General features: G+C 55.6%; 14 protein-coding genes and 1 pseudogene. 3 read left to right on the top strand and 12 right to left on the bottom strand.

Annotated elements, in window-relative coordinates; translation table 11 throughout:
- Positions 1-20: 20 nt before the first annotated feature.
- Together AC2FD9_RS14770 and AC2FD9_RS14775 are read right to left on the bottom strand one after the other, a co-directional pair.
- Complete coding sequence (locus AC2FD9_RS14770; protein WP_496837563.1) at positions 21-857, bottom strand: 3-methyl-2-oxobutanoate hydroxymethyltransferase; 837 nt, start codon at positions 855-857, stop codon at positions 21-23.
- A gap of 15 nt (positions 858-872) precedes the next feature.
- Complete coding sequence (locus tag AC2FD9_RS14775; RefSeq protein WP_282120198.1) at positions 873-1,859, bottom strand: NAD(P)-dependent oxidoreductase; 987 nt, start codon at positions 1,857-1,859, stop codon at positions 873-875.
- A gap of 112 nt (positions 1,860-1,971) precedes the next feature.
- On the opposite strand from AC2FD9_RS14775, the gene AC2FD9_RS14780 reads away from it, so the two are divergent.
- Positions 1,972-2,847: a LysR family transcriptional regulator gene (locus AC2FD9_RS14780; protein WP_496705996.1), complete on the top strand. Its 876-nt coding sequence runs from the start codon at positions 1,972-1,974 to the stop codon at positions 2,845-2,847.
- 140 nt (positions 2,848-2,987) lie between these two features.
- Positions 2,988-3,143 (top strand): annotated as a pseudogene (locus tag AC2FD9_RS14785) (IS5/IS1182 family transposase); the annotation flags it as partial.
- Positions 3,144-3,266: 123 nt separating this feature from the next.
- On the opposite strand, the gene AC2FD9_RS14790 reads toward AC2FD9_RS14785, so the two are convergent.
- The 4 genes from AC2FD9_RS14790 to AC2FD9_RS14805 form a co-directional block, all read right to left on the bottom strand.
- The gene (locus tag AC2FD9_RS14790; protein WP_496756278.1) at positions 3,267-4,046 is read right to left on the bottom strand and encodes an IclR family transcriptional regulator; all 780 of its coding nucleotides are present in this window, start codon (positions 4,044-4,046) and stop codon (positions 3,267-3,269) included.
- A gap of 11 nt (positions 4,047-4,057) precedes the next feature.
- Positions 4,058-5,416, bottom strand: coding sequence for a TRAP transporter large permease (locus AC2FD9_RS14795; RefSeq protein ID WP_058276698.1), 1,359 nt, complete (start codon positions 5,414-5,416; stop codon positions 4,058-4,060).
- The gene (locus AC2FD9_RS14800; protein WP_058276699.1) at positions 5,416-6,081 is read right to left on the bottom strand and encodes a TRAP transporter small permease; all 666 of its coding nucleotides are present in this window, start codon (positions 6,079-6,081) and stop codon (positions 5,416-5,418) included. The genes AC2FD9_RS14795 and AC2FD9_RS14800 overlap by 1 nt, the downstream gene beginning before the upstream one ends.
- Positions 6,082-6,147: 66 nt before the next feature.
- The gene (locus AC2FD9_RS14805) at positions 6,148-7,386 is read right to left on the bottom strand and encodes a TRAP transporter substrate-binding protein (protein WP_058273422.1); all 1,239 of its coding nucleotides are present in this window, start codon (positions 7,384-7,386) and stop codon (positions 6,148-6,150) included.
- Between the two features lie 109 nt (positions 7,387-7,495).
- Here AC2FD9_RS14805 and AC2FD9_RS14810 point away from each other — a divergent pair, with 109 nt between their 5' ends.
- Complete coding sequence (locus AC2FD9_RS14810; RefSeq protein ID WP_496761107.1) at positions 7,496-9,094, top strand: GMC family oxidoreductase; 1,599 nt, start codon at positions 7,496-7,498, stop codon at positions 9,092-9,094.
- A 228-nt stretch (positions 9,095-9,322) separates the two neighbouring features.
- Here the strand turns inward: AC2FD9_RS14810 and AC2FD9_RS14815 are convergent, their stop codons facing one another.
- The 6 genes from AC2FD9_RS14815 to AC2FD9_RS14840 form a co-directional block, all read right to left on the bottom strand.
- Entirely contained in the window at positions 9,323-10,834 is a 1,512-nt protein-coding gene (locus tag AC2FD9_RS14815) for a mannitol dehydrogenase family protein (protein ID WP_496837566.1), read from the bottom strand.
- A complete protein-coding gene (locus AC2FD9_RS14820) occupies positions 10,834-11,607 on the bottom strand; it encodes an L-iditol 2-dehydrogenase (RefSeq protein ID WP_496837568.1) in 774 nt (257 codons plus the stop codon). Before AC2FD9_RS14820 ends, AC2FD9_RS14815 begins: the two co-directional genes overlap by 1 nt.
- Positions 11,604-12,608 carry an ABC transporter ATP-binding protein gene (locus tag AC2FD9_RS14825; RefSeq protein WP_496837570.1) on the bottom strand — a complete coding sequence of 335 codons (1,005 nt, stop codon included), beginning with the start codon at positions 12,606-12,608 and terminating at the stop codon, positions 11,604-11,606. Before AC2FD9_RS14825 ends, AC2FD9_RS14820 begins: the two co-directional genes overlap by 4 nt.
- Positions 12,609-12,620: 12 nt before the next feature.
- Positions 12,621-13,451: a carbohydrate ABC transporter permease gene (locus AC2FD9_RS14830; RefSeq protein ID WP_113791433.1), complete on the bottom strand. Its 831-nt coding sequence runs from the start codon at positions 13,449-13,451 to the stop codon at positions 12,621-12,623.
- Positions 13,452-13,463: 12 nt separating this feature from the next.
- Complete coding sequence (locus tag AC2FD9_RS14835) at positions 13,464-14,330, bottom strand: carbohydrate ABC transporter permease (protein WP_108859810.1); 867 nt, start codon at positions 14,328-14,330, stop codon at positions 13,464-13,466.
- A gap of 106 nt (positions 14,331-14,436) precedes the next feature.
- Complete coding sequence (locus AC2FD9_RS14840; RefSeq protein ID WP_282154165.1) at positions 14,437-15,738, bottom strand: ABC transporter substrate-binding protein; 1,302 nt, start codon at positions 15,736-15,738, stop codon at positions 14,437-14,439.
- Between the last annotated feature and the right edge of the window lie 15 nt (positions 15,739-15,753).

The following is a 15,753-nucleotide window of genomic DNA, read 5'->3' on the forward strand; positions in this document are numbered from 1 at the left end:
ACGGCAAGTCATCGTGGGGCCTACTCGTGAAACGGGCGGCGCTTGTCCAGCGCTTCACGTAGTTTTTCATGCTCACCGGGCTTCATGCCGATGCTCGTCGCAATGTCGGGATAACTACCGTCCAGAACCGCGGTACGATAGGCGGTCAAACCCTTCATCCTTTCGGCCTCCAGTTTTGTACGGGCACCTGCCATATCGGCAAAGGCTTTGGCATGTCGCGGAGGGTTTGGGGTGTCGCCGCAAGCGTCTTCCTGGAAAAGGAAGATCACATCGGCAGCCCCGCCAGAACCGATTGAGTGGGTGATCAGTCCGGTACGCGGGCTGATCTCTGCAATCGCCTCGTTGGCGACACATTCCAACTCGACTGCATAAGCACCAGCGTCTTCCAACCGTCGCAGATCCTCGGCCAGTTGTATTGCTTCATCAGCGGTGCGCCCATAGGCACGCAATCCGCCGATCTGGGTGGACAGGCGGGGCACCAGGCCCAGATGACCCTGAACGGCCAACCCTTCGTCGGCCAGCAGTTCCACGGCTTTGAGACTGCGCAATGTGTAAACCGCGTCTGCCCCGGCGGTTGCCGCACGTATACCGGCACGCAGGATGTCCTGGTGGGTCTCATAATCGCCGGCCATCAACGCGGCAGTGGTGAACGTGTCAGGCGCACCGGCGCGTACTTCGGCCAGATCGTGATCGACGATTGATAGATGATCAATGCCCGCGGCCTGAGCCGCAGCAGCCTCGGTGCGGCTCACGGCGGTCGTCTGCACGAATTTACGCCTGCCCTTGCCTGCCTTGATATCCGCCACCGTCAAGTTACGCGTCGCCGGATGCCCACCAAAAGTATAGATCCGTTTCAAAACCGCTGTCCTTTTTTATTCAGCGGCTTTGCGTTCAGAGCCTTGCGGGATCACCTCGTAACCGGGTTCTTCCGGCTCATCATCCGTCATTTCCGGCGGGAAACCGGGGGCGAGAATGTCCAGACCGGTGGCCTCTTCCAGACGTTTGATGATGTTGGGCGAAAAACAACGCTCGCCATAGCGTTCGATGCCATCCTCAAAGATCTGAACCAGCATAGGCGAGATTTCCAGCGGCACATTGTGACGGTCAGCCACCTGCTGGAACAGACCGGCATCCTTTTTGACCAGATCCATGGTGAAAGAAATGTCCCGGCTACCGTTCAGGATCACCTGACTTTCGGTTTCATGTACGAATGACGTGCCGGAGCTAATCTTCATCGCCTCATAGGTCGTGTTGAGGTCCATACCGGCCGCCTTGGCGGTGACAAGCGCTTCGCAGCAAGTGACAAGATTGGCCGTGGCCAGATAGTTCGTCACCACTTTCAAAACCGAAGCCGAGCCCAAATCGCCAGTGTGCAAAATGCGTCGACCCATGGTTTTCAGGAAAGGCGCGATGCGGTCAAACGTGGCACGGTCGCAGCCCGCAAAGATCGAGATATTGCCCGTCGCCGCACGGTGGCATCCGCCCGAAACCGGGCAATCCACGGCTGCGCCTCCTGCCTCCATCACCATTGCGCCCAAGCGTTTGACCTCGGCTTCGTCAGTGGTGGACATCTCCATCCAGATTTTGCCCGGCTTCACCTCGGACAGCATCTGTTGCATGACGGCATCAGAAGCAGCGGGCGATGGCAAACAGGTGATTACCGTATCGCAATCGCGCATCAGTTGGGCCGGGCTCTCCCCCCTGGTTGCCCCGCGCGAAACGAAATCATCCACAAGTTCGGTGTTGAGGTCATGCACCGTTAGATCAATGCCGTTCCGCAGCAAACTGCCACTGAGTTTCCCGCCGACATTTCCAAGACCAATAAATCCAACTTTCATGCGAGTGGTTCCCTGTTTCATTTCCCGCCGGATGATCGGCAAAGATTTTACTTCGCAAAAAGTACAAACGTTGATGGCATTGTGTAAAACGAATAAAACCGGCAGGTATCAGCGAAAATTTTTGGTGCTACGAATGCCGCAATCTCCTAACCCTATCTGGCTTCGGTCTTTTGAATGCGCCGCGCGGCATCTGAGCTTTACTGCCGCCGCGGCAGAGCTGGGTATCACGCAATCGGCACTTAGCCTGCATGTCCGCTCGCTGGAAGCGCAACTTGGCTGCCCCTTGTTCTATCGCGCCGCACGCAACCTAAGCCTGACCGAAGTTGGCCAGGCATACGCGTTTTCTGTGCGGCAAGCCCTAAGAGACATCGATCTGTCAACGATCAGTCTGTTCGGATCAAACCAGAAGCACGAGCTAGTCGTGCGTGCACCAATATCCACGGCGACCTTGTTTCTCGCTCACAGGTTGCCCGAGTTTTTGCGGATCCACCCCGATATTTCCATAAAGCTGGTCTCGAACATTTGGGCTGAATCCGCAGGCCGTGAAAATGTCGATGTCGAGTTGCGTGTTGGAAGCGGCGAGTGGACTGATATCCCCGCTCGGAAAATATCCACTGAGCGTATCGTACGAATTGCCCCCACGATTTCTGGGGGGAAAGCCCCTTCCACCGAAGATCTGCAACAACAGCCGCTCATTCACATTCTGGGATTCCAACAGATGTGGGAACGGTATTTTTTCGCAACCGGGGTTCAACAAATCCAGTACGCATCGACCTTTGTGGTCGACACGACCATTGCGGCGGTGGACATCGTGGCTGCAGGTGGCGGCAATGCGATCGTTATCGAGAGGTTTGCCAAAACCGCCATTGAGACCGGAAGAAAGGTCGCCATAGTTGGTGAAGCCGTTCCAATAGAACAGAGCCACTATTTGATTGCGGGGCAAAACTCAAAAGCGGATGCAGTGGCCAAACAGCGTTTTGAAGCTTGGCTGGAAGGCATCTTTAAGTGAACCAAAACTTCTTCGTCCAAACGGGTTGTGTTCGTGCGTGTTCAGCTCTGATATTTTTGGAATACAGGTGGAAGCTTCAACGGCAAAGCCTCCGCGTTAGACGGCATTCGGACCTCAGCGCGGCGAATATTGGGAATAAGCGCCAGATCACTCCGCACATACCAGTCTTCTACAATTCCGGGTACAACGACGGAACATGAACCCGAGCCGACGTCGAATGAGATGCTGAGAACGTTCAATGCATCTGCCCCAAGGGTCATGCGCTAAAGCAGCTTCCAAGAAACTACTCTGACCCAACCGGGGAATAGTGACCAAAGGGGAGGGCGTGGACGTCTGATTGGTCGAGCCAAAGGTGGGATGAACAGAACAACAATCAGTATAGATTGGGACCCACAGAAAGACTAAGTCCCGACGCTTATCTATGACGTCAGCAATCCCGATATTTTGGTCGCTCCAAACTGCAAAAGCGAAAGGAACTGCATCAAACTGTCCAATTCGTGACGCTGGGTTGGCGCGTGAACAGACAACGTAGCCACAAGCCTTTCGTGCCCATCCAGAACAGGGACAGCTACGGCGGTCATCCCGGGCATGAATTCTTCGTCGTCCGTTGAATACCCTCTTTGCGCGATGTTCATGATTTCGGCGCGCAGAGCTTCTGGATCAGTTATTGTTTTCTTAGTGTTCGCGTTCAGCTTACGAGCGGAAAGAAACCCGTCCAACGTGTTCTCACGAAGCGTCGACAAGTACATCTTGCCGCTGGCCGTGCAATGAAACGGAACCTGAGTGCCAATCGGCAATTGAATCCTCAGGGGCCATTCCGTTTCCACCCGGTCCAGATATATCATTCCTTCCCGATCCGGGATGGCGAGGTTGCAGGTCTCGCCAATTTCATCGGCGACACCCCGAAGGATCGCAAGGCGGGCCGTTCGAAGGTGCTCCGACGAGACCGTGTTCACCGACAGTTGCCGCAAACGTGGCCCGGGACCATAGGATCGGCCATCCAGATCACGTTGAAGGAACCCTTCGGCCTCAGCCGTTAGAAGCAGGCGATGGACTGTCGGTTTCGCCAAACCCAATGATTCAATCAGGTCTGACGGTTTGACTGCGACCCCACGCTTTGCAACCTCTTCAAGGATCAACAGCAAACGCAGGTTCGTCGGGATTTGGGATTCTTTCTCTCGCGTGTCTGCGTTTGCCATCCCGCTAAACTCTAGTTGTTTGGCAACAAGATCAAGGCCAGATCAGGCACCAGAGAGACCAAAATCCACACAGACAGCAACGCCACAAGGTAAGGCACCGTATAGCGCAGCAGCCGGAAGTAAGGCACGCCTGTCACACCGGACGCAACATAGAGGTTCAGGCCATAAGGCGGCGTTATGAACCCGATCGATGCACCCACCAGAAAGATCACCGAGAAATGGATCGGATCGACCCCTACCGACGCAGCAATTGGCGCGAGGATCGGCGCAAGGATAATCGTCACCGGCAAACTTTCCAGCACCATGCCCGAAAAGAAGACGATGACCATTGATGTGAACAGAACCGCGTAATACCCACCCATTGAGGTCACGAAATCTCCGATCGTTTGTTGTGCTCCAAGCAGCGACAGAATTTGCTGCATGACCACCGAGATAGCAATCAGCGGCGCAAGGATACCCGTGATCTGAGCCGATCGGATCACGATCGAGGGGATCTCAGGGATCGTGAATCCTTCGACAACTAGCATTTCGGCAAAGCTTTTGTCTGTGGGCGAGATATTATCCCGCGCGCCCATGATCCGGTTGATCGGATAGCTGACCAAGCCCGCGATGACACAGAAACCAACGGTTACACCCGCCGCCTCGGTCGGTGAGAACTTGCCTGTATAGATGCCCCATAGCACAAGGCCGATGGCGAAAAAGCCGAGCCATGCACCAAATGCCGTTTTGAGAATCCGGTTCAGTTGCAGCGGAATCAGGTGCCCCCATCCATTGATCCGACAGATGATCCAGCACGCGAATTGCATACCAAAAACCATAAGCGCACCAGGTATGATACCGGCGACGAACAGCTCAGAAATGGGCAGGTTCATCAAGAACCCGTAGACGATGAAGATGATGGATGGAGGAATGATGATCCCAACCGTACCGCCCGCCGCCGCCGTGGCCGCGCTAAAGCGTTCGTCATAGCCGCCTTTGACCATCTCAGGGTGCAGCATTGAGCCGATAGTTGCGGTCGTTGCGGAGTTCGACCCAGAAATCGCGGCAAACAATCCACACGCCCCAAGCGATGCCATTGCCAACCCGCCGCGTATCCAGCCTAAACAGGAATAGGCAAAATCACTCAGACGCCGCGCGATCCCCGACTTGTTGATTAGGTCCCCGGTCAGGATGAACAGCGGCATCGCCAACAGGGCGAAGCCTTTGTTGAACACGTTCAGTAGCTCTGCACCCATATTGTCGAGTGTCAGCCCCAGAACGAATGAGCATCCGATCACCCAGTATCCGATGACCAGCAGCACCGGCACGCCCAACATGAACAGAAACGTCACGCCCAGCGAAATAAGTGTAACTAAAGTTCCGTCTGTCATCAGTCTGCCCCTATCACGGCCTGCTTGATCAGCGGCTCTCCGGTTTTCCAGTTGTGCAAGTCGTCAGCAAGGTTTTGAAACACGCGGCCAACCATCAAAAAGAAGGACACGGGCGCCGCCAACAGAAACCACCACTGCATGATGTTGTCTGTCCCAAGTACGATCTGAAAGTTCGAGGCTGACAGCGCAACGAGGCGTGTTGTGGTCACGATGACGATTACTGCAAAGATGAACCACAGAATGGCATCCAAAAACAAACACGCCAGTTGACCGCCGCGTGGCATCGCGGTGCGAAACTCGCTGAAGCTAAGATGCGTGCGCAGGCGGACATTATAGGACGCACCAAACCAGGCCATTATCATGAACAGAAGCGGAGGAATGGTGGTAGACCAGGGTTCCTGATCGTTAAAGACAAAGCGGTCAATCACACCCCAGAAGATGATCAGCGCAATCGCAAGGTAGGAATAGACCATGATCGACCGTTCGAAGTGGCGTTCAACAAAGGGCACTTTGCGATAGATCAGCATTACAAGAAAACCGCCGAGCGCGGCGGCAACAGTGCCGACAACCCAGGCGGCGTCGGATTCCAATGCGGATTGGATTTCGAATGAATCGCGAGTGAGCAAGGCGCTGAAAATGGCCCCGATATCTGCCCATAGTGACATGAACCCCGTCCTCCCAGTCGGTGTTTAGAGAAACCGGCCCGCGAGGGGCCGGTTCGAAATGTTAGATCAGGCCGCGCCTTTCCACCAACGGCGGGGCTCAACGTTTTCGGGCAGTGTGTCTGCTGGGATCTGCCGCGCGATGTCGTAGATTTCCTGATAGGTGTCGATGCCACCGGCCCATTTGTTCAGCCGCTCGCGCCACTGCGCCCAGGGTTCAGGATTAAAGTTCGGCGCACACATTTCCTCGGCCAGTTTGATCTGATCGTCCGGCAGGAATGCTGCACGTACACCGTTTTCCGCAAAGATGGTGTTAGGCAGCTGTGGTTCCGAGAAACCAACCGTGTTCAGCAGTGCAGCTTCGTTTGCACCCTGAATAAGGGCCTGCGTGAAATAGGACGATTCCATAACCGCGTCCTGAAGTTCACCGCCAAGACCGTCAAACACTTTGGCCGACATTGACGTATGTTCAGTGCCGCAGAAGAATTTTAGATTGACGGATTGCGAGACGACCGGAGCCATGTTTGCGTAGGCAACGGCTGATGCCCAAGTTTCCGCTCCGTCGATCAGGCCCGTCTTCAGTGCGTCCAATGTTTCTTCCCATGCCACCGGCACGGGATTCAGGTTCAGCAGCTGCATGGCGATCCGGCCAAGCTGCGTCCCCGTTACACGGTTCTTCGTCCCAAACAGCTCTTCCAGCTTGGTGACTGTCGGCTTGTCAGAGAAGGTCGAGCCCATCTGCAGGCCGCGTAGTTCGCAGTGTGTGAACAGGAATTTCAGCCCGTGGCGCTTTTCGAGGGGGTCTCGCAGAATGCGCTGGCTGTCGGGGCTGTAGAAGAAATGATACTGCGCCGCCCTGCTGGGGAACATATAGGCATAGTCCAGCACGTTCAGATATGGCGCACCGCCCGCAGAGTTCTGGGTCGACGCCGCATAGATGTCGACGATTCCCTGCTGAGTCTTCTCAACACAGCTCAGTTGTCCGCAGATCTGGTTGTCGCCAATGAACTCGATCCGAATCTCACCGTCAGTGCGTTCTTCCAGATCTCGGGCGAATTCGATGGCCCCTGCCCGTTCGATCAGCAGGTTGCGCGTGTTGAAGCCCGAAGCACCGAATTTCAGCGTGTGTTTAGGTTCTTTCGAAAACCGTTTTTCATAAGTTGATTCTGCGGCTTGCGCCAAATTGGCCAAACTCATCGCGCCACCAAAGCCACCCGCTGCCAGCAGCGTTGAGCTCATGCCATAACGCCCGGCCACACGAAAAAAATCCCGCCGTGAGACACCGCTTAGTTTCTTACCGATCTCCATTGCTTACCTCCCTGATCGCAATTATTGAGACGTTTTGTATCAAAAAATGCTAGTATAGTTCCGGCAATTTGCATAGTGTTTTTTTCAGTTACCTTGGGAGGAGACCGTCATGGAGGTGGATTATGCAGTCGTCGGAGCAGGCTCTTCGGGCTGCGTCATTGCCAATCGGCTAAGCGCTGACCCCAGCACAACAGTGGCATTGTTGGAAGCTGGTGGACCTGACACCAACCCGTGGATTCACATACCGGTTGGATACTTCAAAACCATGCATAACCCCTCATTGGATTGGTGTTACCGCACTGAACCAGATCCAGGTTTGAATGGACGCTCGATTGATTGGCCGCGCGGAAAGGTCCTTGGCGGATCTTCCTCGTTGAACGGGCTTTTGTATGTTCGCGGTCAGAAAGAGGACTACGACCGCTGGCGTCAGATGGGTAACGTCGGCTGGGGTTGGGATGACGTCTTGCCTCTGTTCAAACGCAGCGAGGATCAAGAGCGCGGCGAAGACGCATTTCACGGTACAGGCGGCCCGCTGTCGGTATCCAACATGCGCATTCAAAGACCGATCTGTGACGCCTGGGTCGCCGCCGCCCAAGAGGCGGGTTACCCGTTTAATCCTGACTACAATGGGGCCGATCAGGAAGGCGTTGGCTATTTCCAATTGACCACTCGGAACGGGCGTCGCTGCAGTGCGGCCGTTGCATACCTCAAACCGATCAGGAACAGGCCGAACCTGAACATCATCACCCGTGCATTGGTAACCAAGGTCGAACTGGACGGCAAAAAAAAAGCAACTGGACTTCTTTATCGCGACCGATCGGGTGAAGTGAAGTCGATCAAAGTGCGCCGCGAAATCATCTTGTCCGGTGGTGCCATCAACTCACCTCAGATTTTGATGTTGTCAGGCATCGGAGACCCGGATCACTTGAAGGCCAACGGCATTGAACCCGTTCATTCGCTGCCCGGCGTCGGCAAAGGGCTGCAGGATCACTTGCAGGCACGCCTGGTCTTCAAATGCAACGAGCCAACGCTGAATGATGAAGTGCGCAGCCTGTTCAATCAGGCACGGATCGCGCTGAAATACGCGCTATTCCGGGCCGGACCTATGACAATGGCGGCCAGCCTGGCCACCGGATTTCTGAAAACCCGCCCTGAAGTTCAGACTCCTGACATTCAATTCCACGTTCAACCCTGGTCTGCCGACAGCCCCGGAGAGGGCGTGCACCCGTTTTCTGCCTTCACAATGTCCGTCTGTCAGCTGAGGCCGGAAAGCCGCGGAGAACTGCGTCTGGATGGCCCCGATCCGGCCAGTTACGTCAAGATCATTCCAAACTATTTGTCGACGGAAACTGATTGCAGAACGATCGTCGACGGCGTGAACATCGCGCGGGACATCGCCCGGCATAATCCACTGGCTTCTAAGATTTCAGAAGAGTTCCGGCCAACCTCTGATCTGTCCCGCGATGACTACAAAGGCACTTTGGATTGGGCGCGCTCGAATTCCGTCTCGATCTATCACCCGACAGGAACCTGCGCGATGGGTACCTCGGAAAGCTCTGTTGTGGATCCAAACCTGAAGGTCAAAGGAATCGAAAATCTGCGCGTTGCCGACTGTTCAATCATGCCGGAAATCGTCAGCGGCAACACTAATGCTCCAGCAATCATGATCGGTGAAAAAGCCAGTGAGTTGCTATGCGCAAACAAGTGATTTTGGACTTTTTGTGACCTTCCTTACCCGTGCCTGGATCTGACCTGTACAAGATGGTCAGATTCCATAAGTTTCACGGGCATGTCGAAGGCAATAGCCTACGGCGCTTACGCACTTTGGACAGCCAGAATAGAACGCTCAAAGAGTGCCTATTTTTCAGCCATCATTAAACCTCGTGCAAACTGGCCTCTACCACAGAGATTGGCTTGAAGCATGCCTGCCGCAGAATCAGTGGGGCTTTGGCTCAAGAGCGGTAAAGTCAGCTATCGCCTCGCGGCAACCACGTTGCCAAATCGCAGCCAGCCAGGTGGAAAAAGCGTCTGTGAACTGCGCGTCGCGGCCTAAGTCACCAAAATACTGGCTTTGTTCGATCCACAAAATCGGATTGACCTTGGAAGCCAGTGCGGTTTTTTGCAAATGCTCCCAATGGGGATCGTTTGGGGAAATTTCTGAACCATCTTCGCGAATGCCTGCACACATCCGGCACCAGAATGCTTCGGCCAGCGCAAGCCCATTTACGGACGACCCGGACGCAAGTGCATCGCGCAGCGACGGCAGTAAGAAACCCGGGTGTCGTGAAGATCCATCGAACGCCACGCGTCGTGTTGTGTCGTGGATGGTGGTGTTGGAAAATCGCCTCTCAACCAACCCAAGATATTCGGCGGCAGTGGTTCCGGGAACGGCTTCGACCTGAGGCAGAATTTCTTCCGTCTGAACTTTCCTGAAAAACGCCACGATGTCCGGGTCCTGCATGCAGTCTGAAATCGTGGGCACATTCAGAATCTCCCCGACATTTGCGAGCAGTTGGTGGCCGCCGTTCAATATGCGCAGTTTCATCGCTTCATAGCTGTGGACGTCCTGCGTCAGTGTTACTCCAACTTGCTCAAGGGGCGGTCGTTCAGCGCAGAAATTGTCCTCAATCACCCATTGGCGAAAGTTCTCATGCGTGACCGGTGCGCGGTCGTCGACGCCCAGTGCCCGGCATTGCGCTACGACCTCCTCGGTCGTTGCGGGAACAATGCAGTCCACCATCGAGTTCGGAAACGCTCCATTCTGATCGATCCAATCGGCCAGATCCGGGTCGGAAAGACGCGCCAAACCAACAACGCAGGTTCGCAGAATTCCACCGTTGCCCTGAAGATTATCGCAGCTGAGCGCAGTAAAGGGTTTCAAGCCATTTGCACGCCGTTGTCTGAGCGCCGCGACAATAGCGCCGAAAGCCGTACGCGGCTGGTCCGGGTTCTCGGCATCGTGCCGAATGTCTGCGTGATCCGTATCGAACGCATCAGTGTTGGCGTCCGGGAAATACCCACCTTCAGTTACAGTCAGCGACACAATTCGTATGGCAGGGTCCGCCATCGTCCGGACAAGCACGGCATTGTTGTCTTCGATCGGCAGGTAATCGATCATCGGACCAATCACTTCGGCGGATATTCCTTTTGGGTCCAGTTCGATCAGCGTTGTCAGGCAGTCCTGCGCCAACAGTCGCTCTCGCATGTTTGCGTCATAGCTTCGGACACCTGCCCCGATGATTGCCCAGTCATGGGCCTGGCCCAGCTGCATTAACTGGTGAATATACCAGGCCTGATGCGCGCGATGAAAGTTGCCAAGTCCGATATGGACAATGCCCGGTGTCAGGTCAGAGCGGGCATAGGTCGGAGTCCTGACAATCTCTGGCAGGTCTGAAAGACTTTCACGCCGTAGCCGTACCGAAGGTTTTGCATTCGCCACAGGGTCCATCAGCTCATCCAATTTCCGCCATCGACATTGTAGGTTTGTCCGACGATGTACTTTGCGTCTTCAGAAGCCAGAAATACTGCCATCCCGGTCAGATCTTCGGCCCGACCCATTCGGCCATAAGGAACGGCTGCAGCCACTTCGCGTTTCTTCTGGCCCAGTGGTTTGCCTTCGTGCTTTGCAAAAAACGCATCAACACCATCCCAGTGCTCGCCATCGACGACACCAGGTGCAATGGCGTTTACGTTGATCCCATGAGAGATCAGGTTCAGCCCGGCCGATTGGGTCAAGGATATGATCGCGGCTTTGCTGGCACAGTACACGGCGACCAACGGCTCGCCCCTACGCCCTGCCTGCGATGCCATGTTGATGATCCGACCTTTGGTCCCTTGATCAATCATGTGGCGCGCAACGGCCTGCATCGAAAACAGCGCGCCAGAAACGTTGATATCAAAAACGCGATTGTAGTCAGCACGCTCAATTTCAACGATTGGAGCGGCGGAGAAGATGGCCGCGTTGTTGATCAGAATGTCGATTGGGCCAAAATGTTCAGCCGTTTGCGCAACGGCGTCTTCTATGCTTTGTTGGCTGGTCACATCCATCTCGACGGCCAACGCGGCCGCGCCGATCTCAGTTGCTGCGTCCTGCGCACGCTGCCCGTCTATGTCCGCGATGGCGACGCGCGCGCCCTCAGCCACATAAGCCTTGGCAAACGCCAGTCCGATGCCACGCGCAGCCCCGGTGATCAGGGCAGTTTTGCCGGTCAGACGCGTCATTCGAACCGTAGACCTTTCGCGTCAAACCGGTGAATGACATCCGAGCGTGGTGTCAGATGGATACGGTCGCCGTGGCGAAAGCTGACCTCGCCATCTGCACGGACGGTGATGGTCTCGGCCAACCCTGTTTCGTGGACGTGGAAGAAAGTGTCCGAGCCGAGGTGCTCAGAAACGCTTACGACGCCGGACCAGTCTCCCTCAGATTCAGACACCGCAATGTGTTCAGGGCGAATTCCGATGGTCTGGGCACCGAGCTTTTCTGCCTCGGGGCCTTCGATGAAGTTCATCTTGGGTGAACCGATGAAGCCTGCAACAAACAGGTTGCGCGGCGTACGGTACAGCTCCAACGGGCTGCCAACCTGTTCGATCACACCTGCCTGAAGCACAACGATCTTGTCGGCCATTGTCATGGCCTCGACCTGATCGTGGGTGACGTAGATCATCGTGGTCGCCAGACGTTCGTGCAGTTCGCTGATTTCCAGCCGCATACCAACGCGCAAGGCGGCGTCCAGGTTCGACAGCGGTTCATCAAACAAGAATGCAGCCGGTTCCCGCACAATGGCCCGACCGATGGCCACCCTTTGACGTTGCCCGCCAGACAGTTGGCCGGGACGACGATCCAGGTAGTCGGTCAGGTTCAGAACGCTCGCCGCACCTTCGACCCGTTTGTCGATCTCGGCCTGGTCCAGTTTCGCCATGCGCAGCGGAAATGCGATGTTTTTGCGAACGGTCATGTGCGGGTACAAAGCGTAGGATTGGAACACCATCGCCAGCCCGCGTTTGGCGGGCGGCACGTCTGTTGCGTCGGCGCCGTCAATGTCGATGGAACCAGAGGTCATGTCTTCCAGTCCCGCAATCAGGCGCAACAAAGTGGACTTGCCGCAACCCGAGGGGCCAACAAATACGGTGAATTCGCCATCTTCGATGGTCAGATCCAGCGGGGGAATGACCTCTACGTCGCCGAAGCTTTTGGTCACGGACTTGAGTTGTATACGTCCCATACGAAGTCTTCCTTATTTCACAGCGCCGAAAGTCAGGCCGCGGACAAGTTGTTTCTGGCTGAACCAGCCAAGGATCAGGATGGGTGCAATCGCCATGGTCGAAGCCGCACTGAGCTTGGCAAAGAACAAGCCTTCGGGGCTGGAATAGCTGGCGATAAATGCGGTGAGCGGGGCCGCATCGACGGCCGTCAGGTTTAGGGTCCAGAACGCCTCGTTCCAGGCCAGGATGAAGTTCAACAGAACGGTCGAGGCGATGCCGGGGATGGCCATAGGCGTCAGGATATAAAGGATTTCCTCTTTCAGCGTCGCACCATCCATCCGTGCCGCTTCAAGGATTTCCCCCGGAATTTCGCGGAAATAGGTGTAGAGCATCCAGACGATGATCGGCAGGTTGATCAGCATCAGCACCACGACCAGCCCACCGCGACTGTCCAGCAAACCCAACTGAATGAACAGCAAGTAAATTGGGTACAGAACACCAACTGCGGGCAACATCTTTGTGGACAGCATCCACAACAGAATGTCCTTGGTGCGTTTGGACGGAACAAACGCCATCGCCCAGGCTGCGGGTATCGCGACAATCACACCTAGAACGGTCGATCCGCCTGCGATGATGACCGAATTCCACAGGAACCGCATATAGTCAGAGCGTTCCTGCACGATGGCGTAATTTTCGAGCGTCCAGTCGAAGTTGAGGAAGATCGGTGGGCTTGCAATCGCCTGTGCCTCGGTCTTGAAGCTGGTCAGGATCGTCCAGAGGATTGGGAAAAAGATCAGCAGACCTACGGCCCAGGCAAGGGCAGTGTTTAGTGTTTTGCGTTGTGTCGTGACGGTGCGGGCCATGGTTTTGTCTCCTCACGCGTCCAGGTTTTTGCCGACGATGCGCATCAGGAAGATGGCAACGATATTGGCAAGGATGATTGCATAGACACCACCGGCTGATCCGAGGCCAACGTTCTGGCTTTCCAACACGCGCTGGAAGATCATGTAGGTCAGTGTACGGGTGCCGAAGGCGCCGCCGGTGGTCACGAAAATCTCGGCGAAGATCGACAGTAAAAAGATCGTCTGAATCAGGATCACAATCGTGATGGCGCGACCAAGATGCGGCAGGATGATGTGATAAAAGCGTTTAAGCACCGGCGCACCGTCCATCTCGGCCGCTTCCAGCTGTTCACTGTCCAAGGACTGGATAGCGGTCAGCAGGATCAGCGTCGCAAAGGGAAGCCACTGCCAGGATACGATCATAACAATCGAAGTCATCGAAGCTTCGGACAGCCACGAAATCGGCTCGGCCCCGAAAAAGCGCCACAGATGGGCAAGCAAACCGTTCACCGGGTCCATGAACATGTTCTTCCAAACCAGCGCTGATACGGTTGGCATGACAAAGAATGGCGCGATCACAAGGATGCGGACAACGCCCTGCCCCCACATGGGCTGATCCAGCAGCATAGCCAGCAGAATGCCCAAAATGACCGTAATCACCAGCACGCCGCCAACGATCACTAATGTTGCTTGGACCGCGGGCCAGAAGGAACTGGAGGATACGAAACGAACGTAGTTGTCGAACCCGACCCAACCCAGATCACCTCCACGCAGCGGCAGGTATTTCTTGAAAGAAAAATACAGCGTCATCGTCAGAGGCACGAGCATCCAGCCAAGCAGCAGGACCACTGCTGGTGCCATCATCAGGCGGGCAACTGATCGGGAATGTTGAGTAGCCATTAGGCAAACCCTCTCTGTTCAGGCGTAACTCAGCCTGCGAGAAAAACGCGAATTGTGGAAGGGTTGAACGGGGGGCAGGCCTCTGCCCACCCGTCGGGAGGATGCCTCAGTAACCGGCGGCTTCCATTTCTTCAGCTGTGAAAGCCTGCGCTTTGGCAAGTGCTTCCTCAACCGTTTGCTGTCCGGCATATACTGCCGAGAACTCCTGGCTCACCTGTGTGGCGATGCCTGCGAATTCCGGGATCGCGGCAAACTGGATGCCAACATACGGGACGGGTTTTACCGTCGGGCTGTTCGGATCAGCTGACAGGATCGAATCCAGCGTCATCTTGGCGAACGGAACCTTTTGGTATTCCGGATTCTCGTACAGAGACGTACGTGCACCCGGGGGAACGTTTGCCCATCCTTCGCTTTCGGCCACTAGCTCAATGTAGTCCTTTGAGGTCGCCCATTCGATGAATTGCTTGGCAGCGTCTTCTTGCTGTGTACCGGCAGGAATAGCCAGTGCCCACGCCCAAAGCCAGTTGGACCGTTTGCCCAATCCGGTGTCAGGTGCCAGCGCAAACCCTACTTGATCCGCGACCGTGGAGTCGTCCGGGTTGGTTACGAACGAAGCCGCAACTGTCGCGTCGATCCACATGCCGCATTTGCCCTGCTGGAACAGCGACAGGTTTTCGTTAAACCCATTGGTGGCATAGCCGGCAGGACCGGATTCGTTCATCATTTCAACGTAGAAATTCAGCGTATCTGCCCACTCGGGCTGATCGAACTGGGGCTTCCATTCTTCGTCGAACCAGCGGGCGCCGAATGAATTGGACATCGCAGTGATAAAGGCTCCGCCTTCACCCCAACCGGCTTTGCCACGAAGGCAGATGCCGTTGATCTCGGCGTCGCGGTCGGTCATCGCGGCGGCGGCCTCTTTGATGAACTGCCAGGACGGCGCCTCAGGCATTTCCATGCCCGCCTTTTCCATAAGGTCAGTGCGGTACATGATCATCGAGCTTTCACCATAGAACGGTGCCGCGAAAAGCGTTCCGTCATGGCTCAACCCACCTGCCATCGCGGGCAGAATGTCACCAACGTCGTATTCTTCGGACAGGCCATCCAGCGGCACCAGCCAGCCATTTGCGCCCCAGATCGGCGTTTCATACATGCCGATTGTCATGATGTCGAACGTACCGCCCTTGGTCGTGATGTCGGTCGTTACGCGCTGACGCAGCACGTTTTCTTCCAACGTCACCCATTCGACGTCAATGCCGGTCGCCTCGGTGAATTTATCGGTATAGCCTTGCATCCGGATCATATCGCCGTTGTTCACGGTCGCTATTGTTAAGGTATCCGCATGAGCTGCTGCCGTCGCGACGAGTGTCATTGCAGTCGCCGCACGAAGTGCGTTTCTCAAATACATCCCTGTCCTCCCTGA

The sequence above is a fragment of the Ruegeria sp. YTSC230 genome (genome assembly GCF_059609665.1).

What these genes read in the sequence shown, in the direction of transcription:
- AC2FD9_RS14775 (WP_282120198.1), bottom strand. Translation starts at nt 1,859, where the DNA reads ATGAAACAGGGAACCACTCGCATGAAAGTTGGATTTATTGGTCTTGGA.
- AC2FD9_RS14780 (WP_496705996.1), top strand. Translation starts at nt 1,972, where the DNA reads ATGCCGCAATCTCCTAACCCTATCTGGCTTCGGTCTTTTGAATGCGCC.
- AC2FD9_RS14790 (WP_496756278.1), bottom strand. Translation starts at nt 4,046, where the DNA reads ATGGCAAACGCAGACACGCGAGAGAAAGAATCCCAAATCCCGACGAAC.
- AC2FD9_RS14795 (WP_058276698.1), bottom strand. Translation starts at nt 5,416, where the DNA reads ATGACAGACGGAACTTTAGTTACACTTATTTCGCTGGGCGTGACGTTT.
- AC2FD9_RS14800 (WP_058276699.1), bottom strand. Translation starts at nt 6,081, where the DNA reads ATGTCACTATGGGCAGATATCGGGGCCATTTTCAGCGCCTTGCTCACT.
- AC2FD9_RS14805 (WP_058273422.1), bottom strand. Translation starts at nt 7,386, where the DNA reads ATGGAGATCGGTAAGAAACTAAGCGGTGTCTCACGGCGGGATTTTTTT.
- AC2FD9_RS14810 (WP_496761107.1), top strand. Translation starts at nt 7,496, where the DNA reads ATGGAGGTGGATTATGCAGTCGTCGGAGCAGGCTCTTCGGGCTGCGTC.
- AC2FD9_RS14815 (WP_496837566.1), bottom strand. Translation starts at nt 10,834, where the DNA reads ATGGACCCTGTGGCGAATGCAAAACCTTCGGTACGGCTACGGCGTGAA.
- AC2FD9_RS14820 (WP_496837568.1), bottom strand. Translation starts at nt 11,607, where the DNA reads ATGACGCGTCTGACCGGCAAAACTGCCCTGATCACCGGGGCTGCGCGT.
- AC2FD9_RS14825 (WP_496837570.1), bottom strand. Translation starts at nt 12,608, where the DNA reads ATGGGACGTATACAACTCAAGTCCGTGACCAAAAGCTTCGGCGACGTA.
- AC2FD9_RS14830 (WP_113791433.1), bottom strand. Translation starts at nt 13,451, where the DNA reads ATGGCCCGCACCGTCACGACACAACGCAAAACACTAAACACTGCCCTT.
- AC2FD9_RS14835 (WP_108859810.1), bottom strand. Translation starts at nt 14,330, where the DNA reads ATGGCTACTCAACATTCCCGATCAGTTGCCCGCCTGATGATGGCACCA.
- AC2FD9_RS14840 (WP_282154165.1), bottom strand. Translation starts at nt 15,738, where the DNA reads ATGTATTTGAGAAACGCACTTCGTGCGGCGACTGCAATGACACTCGTC.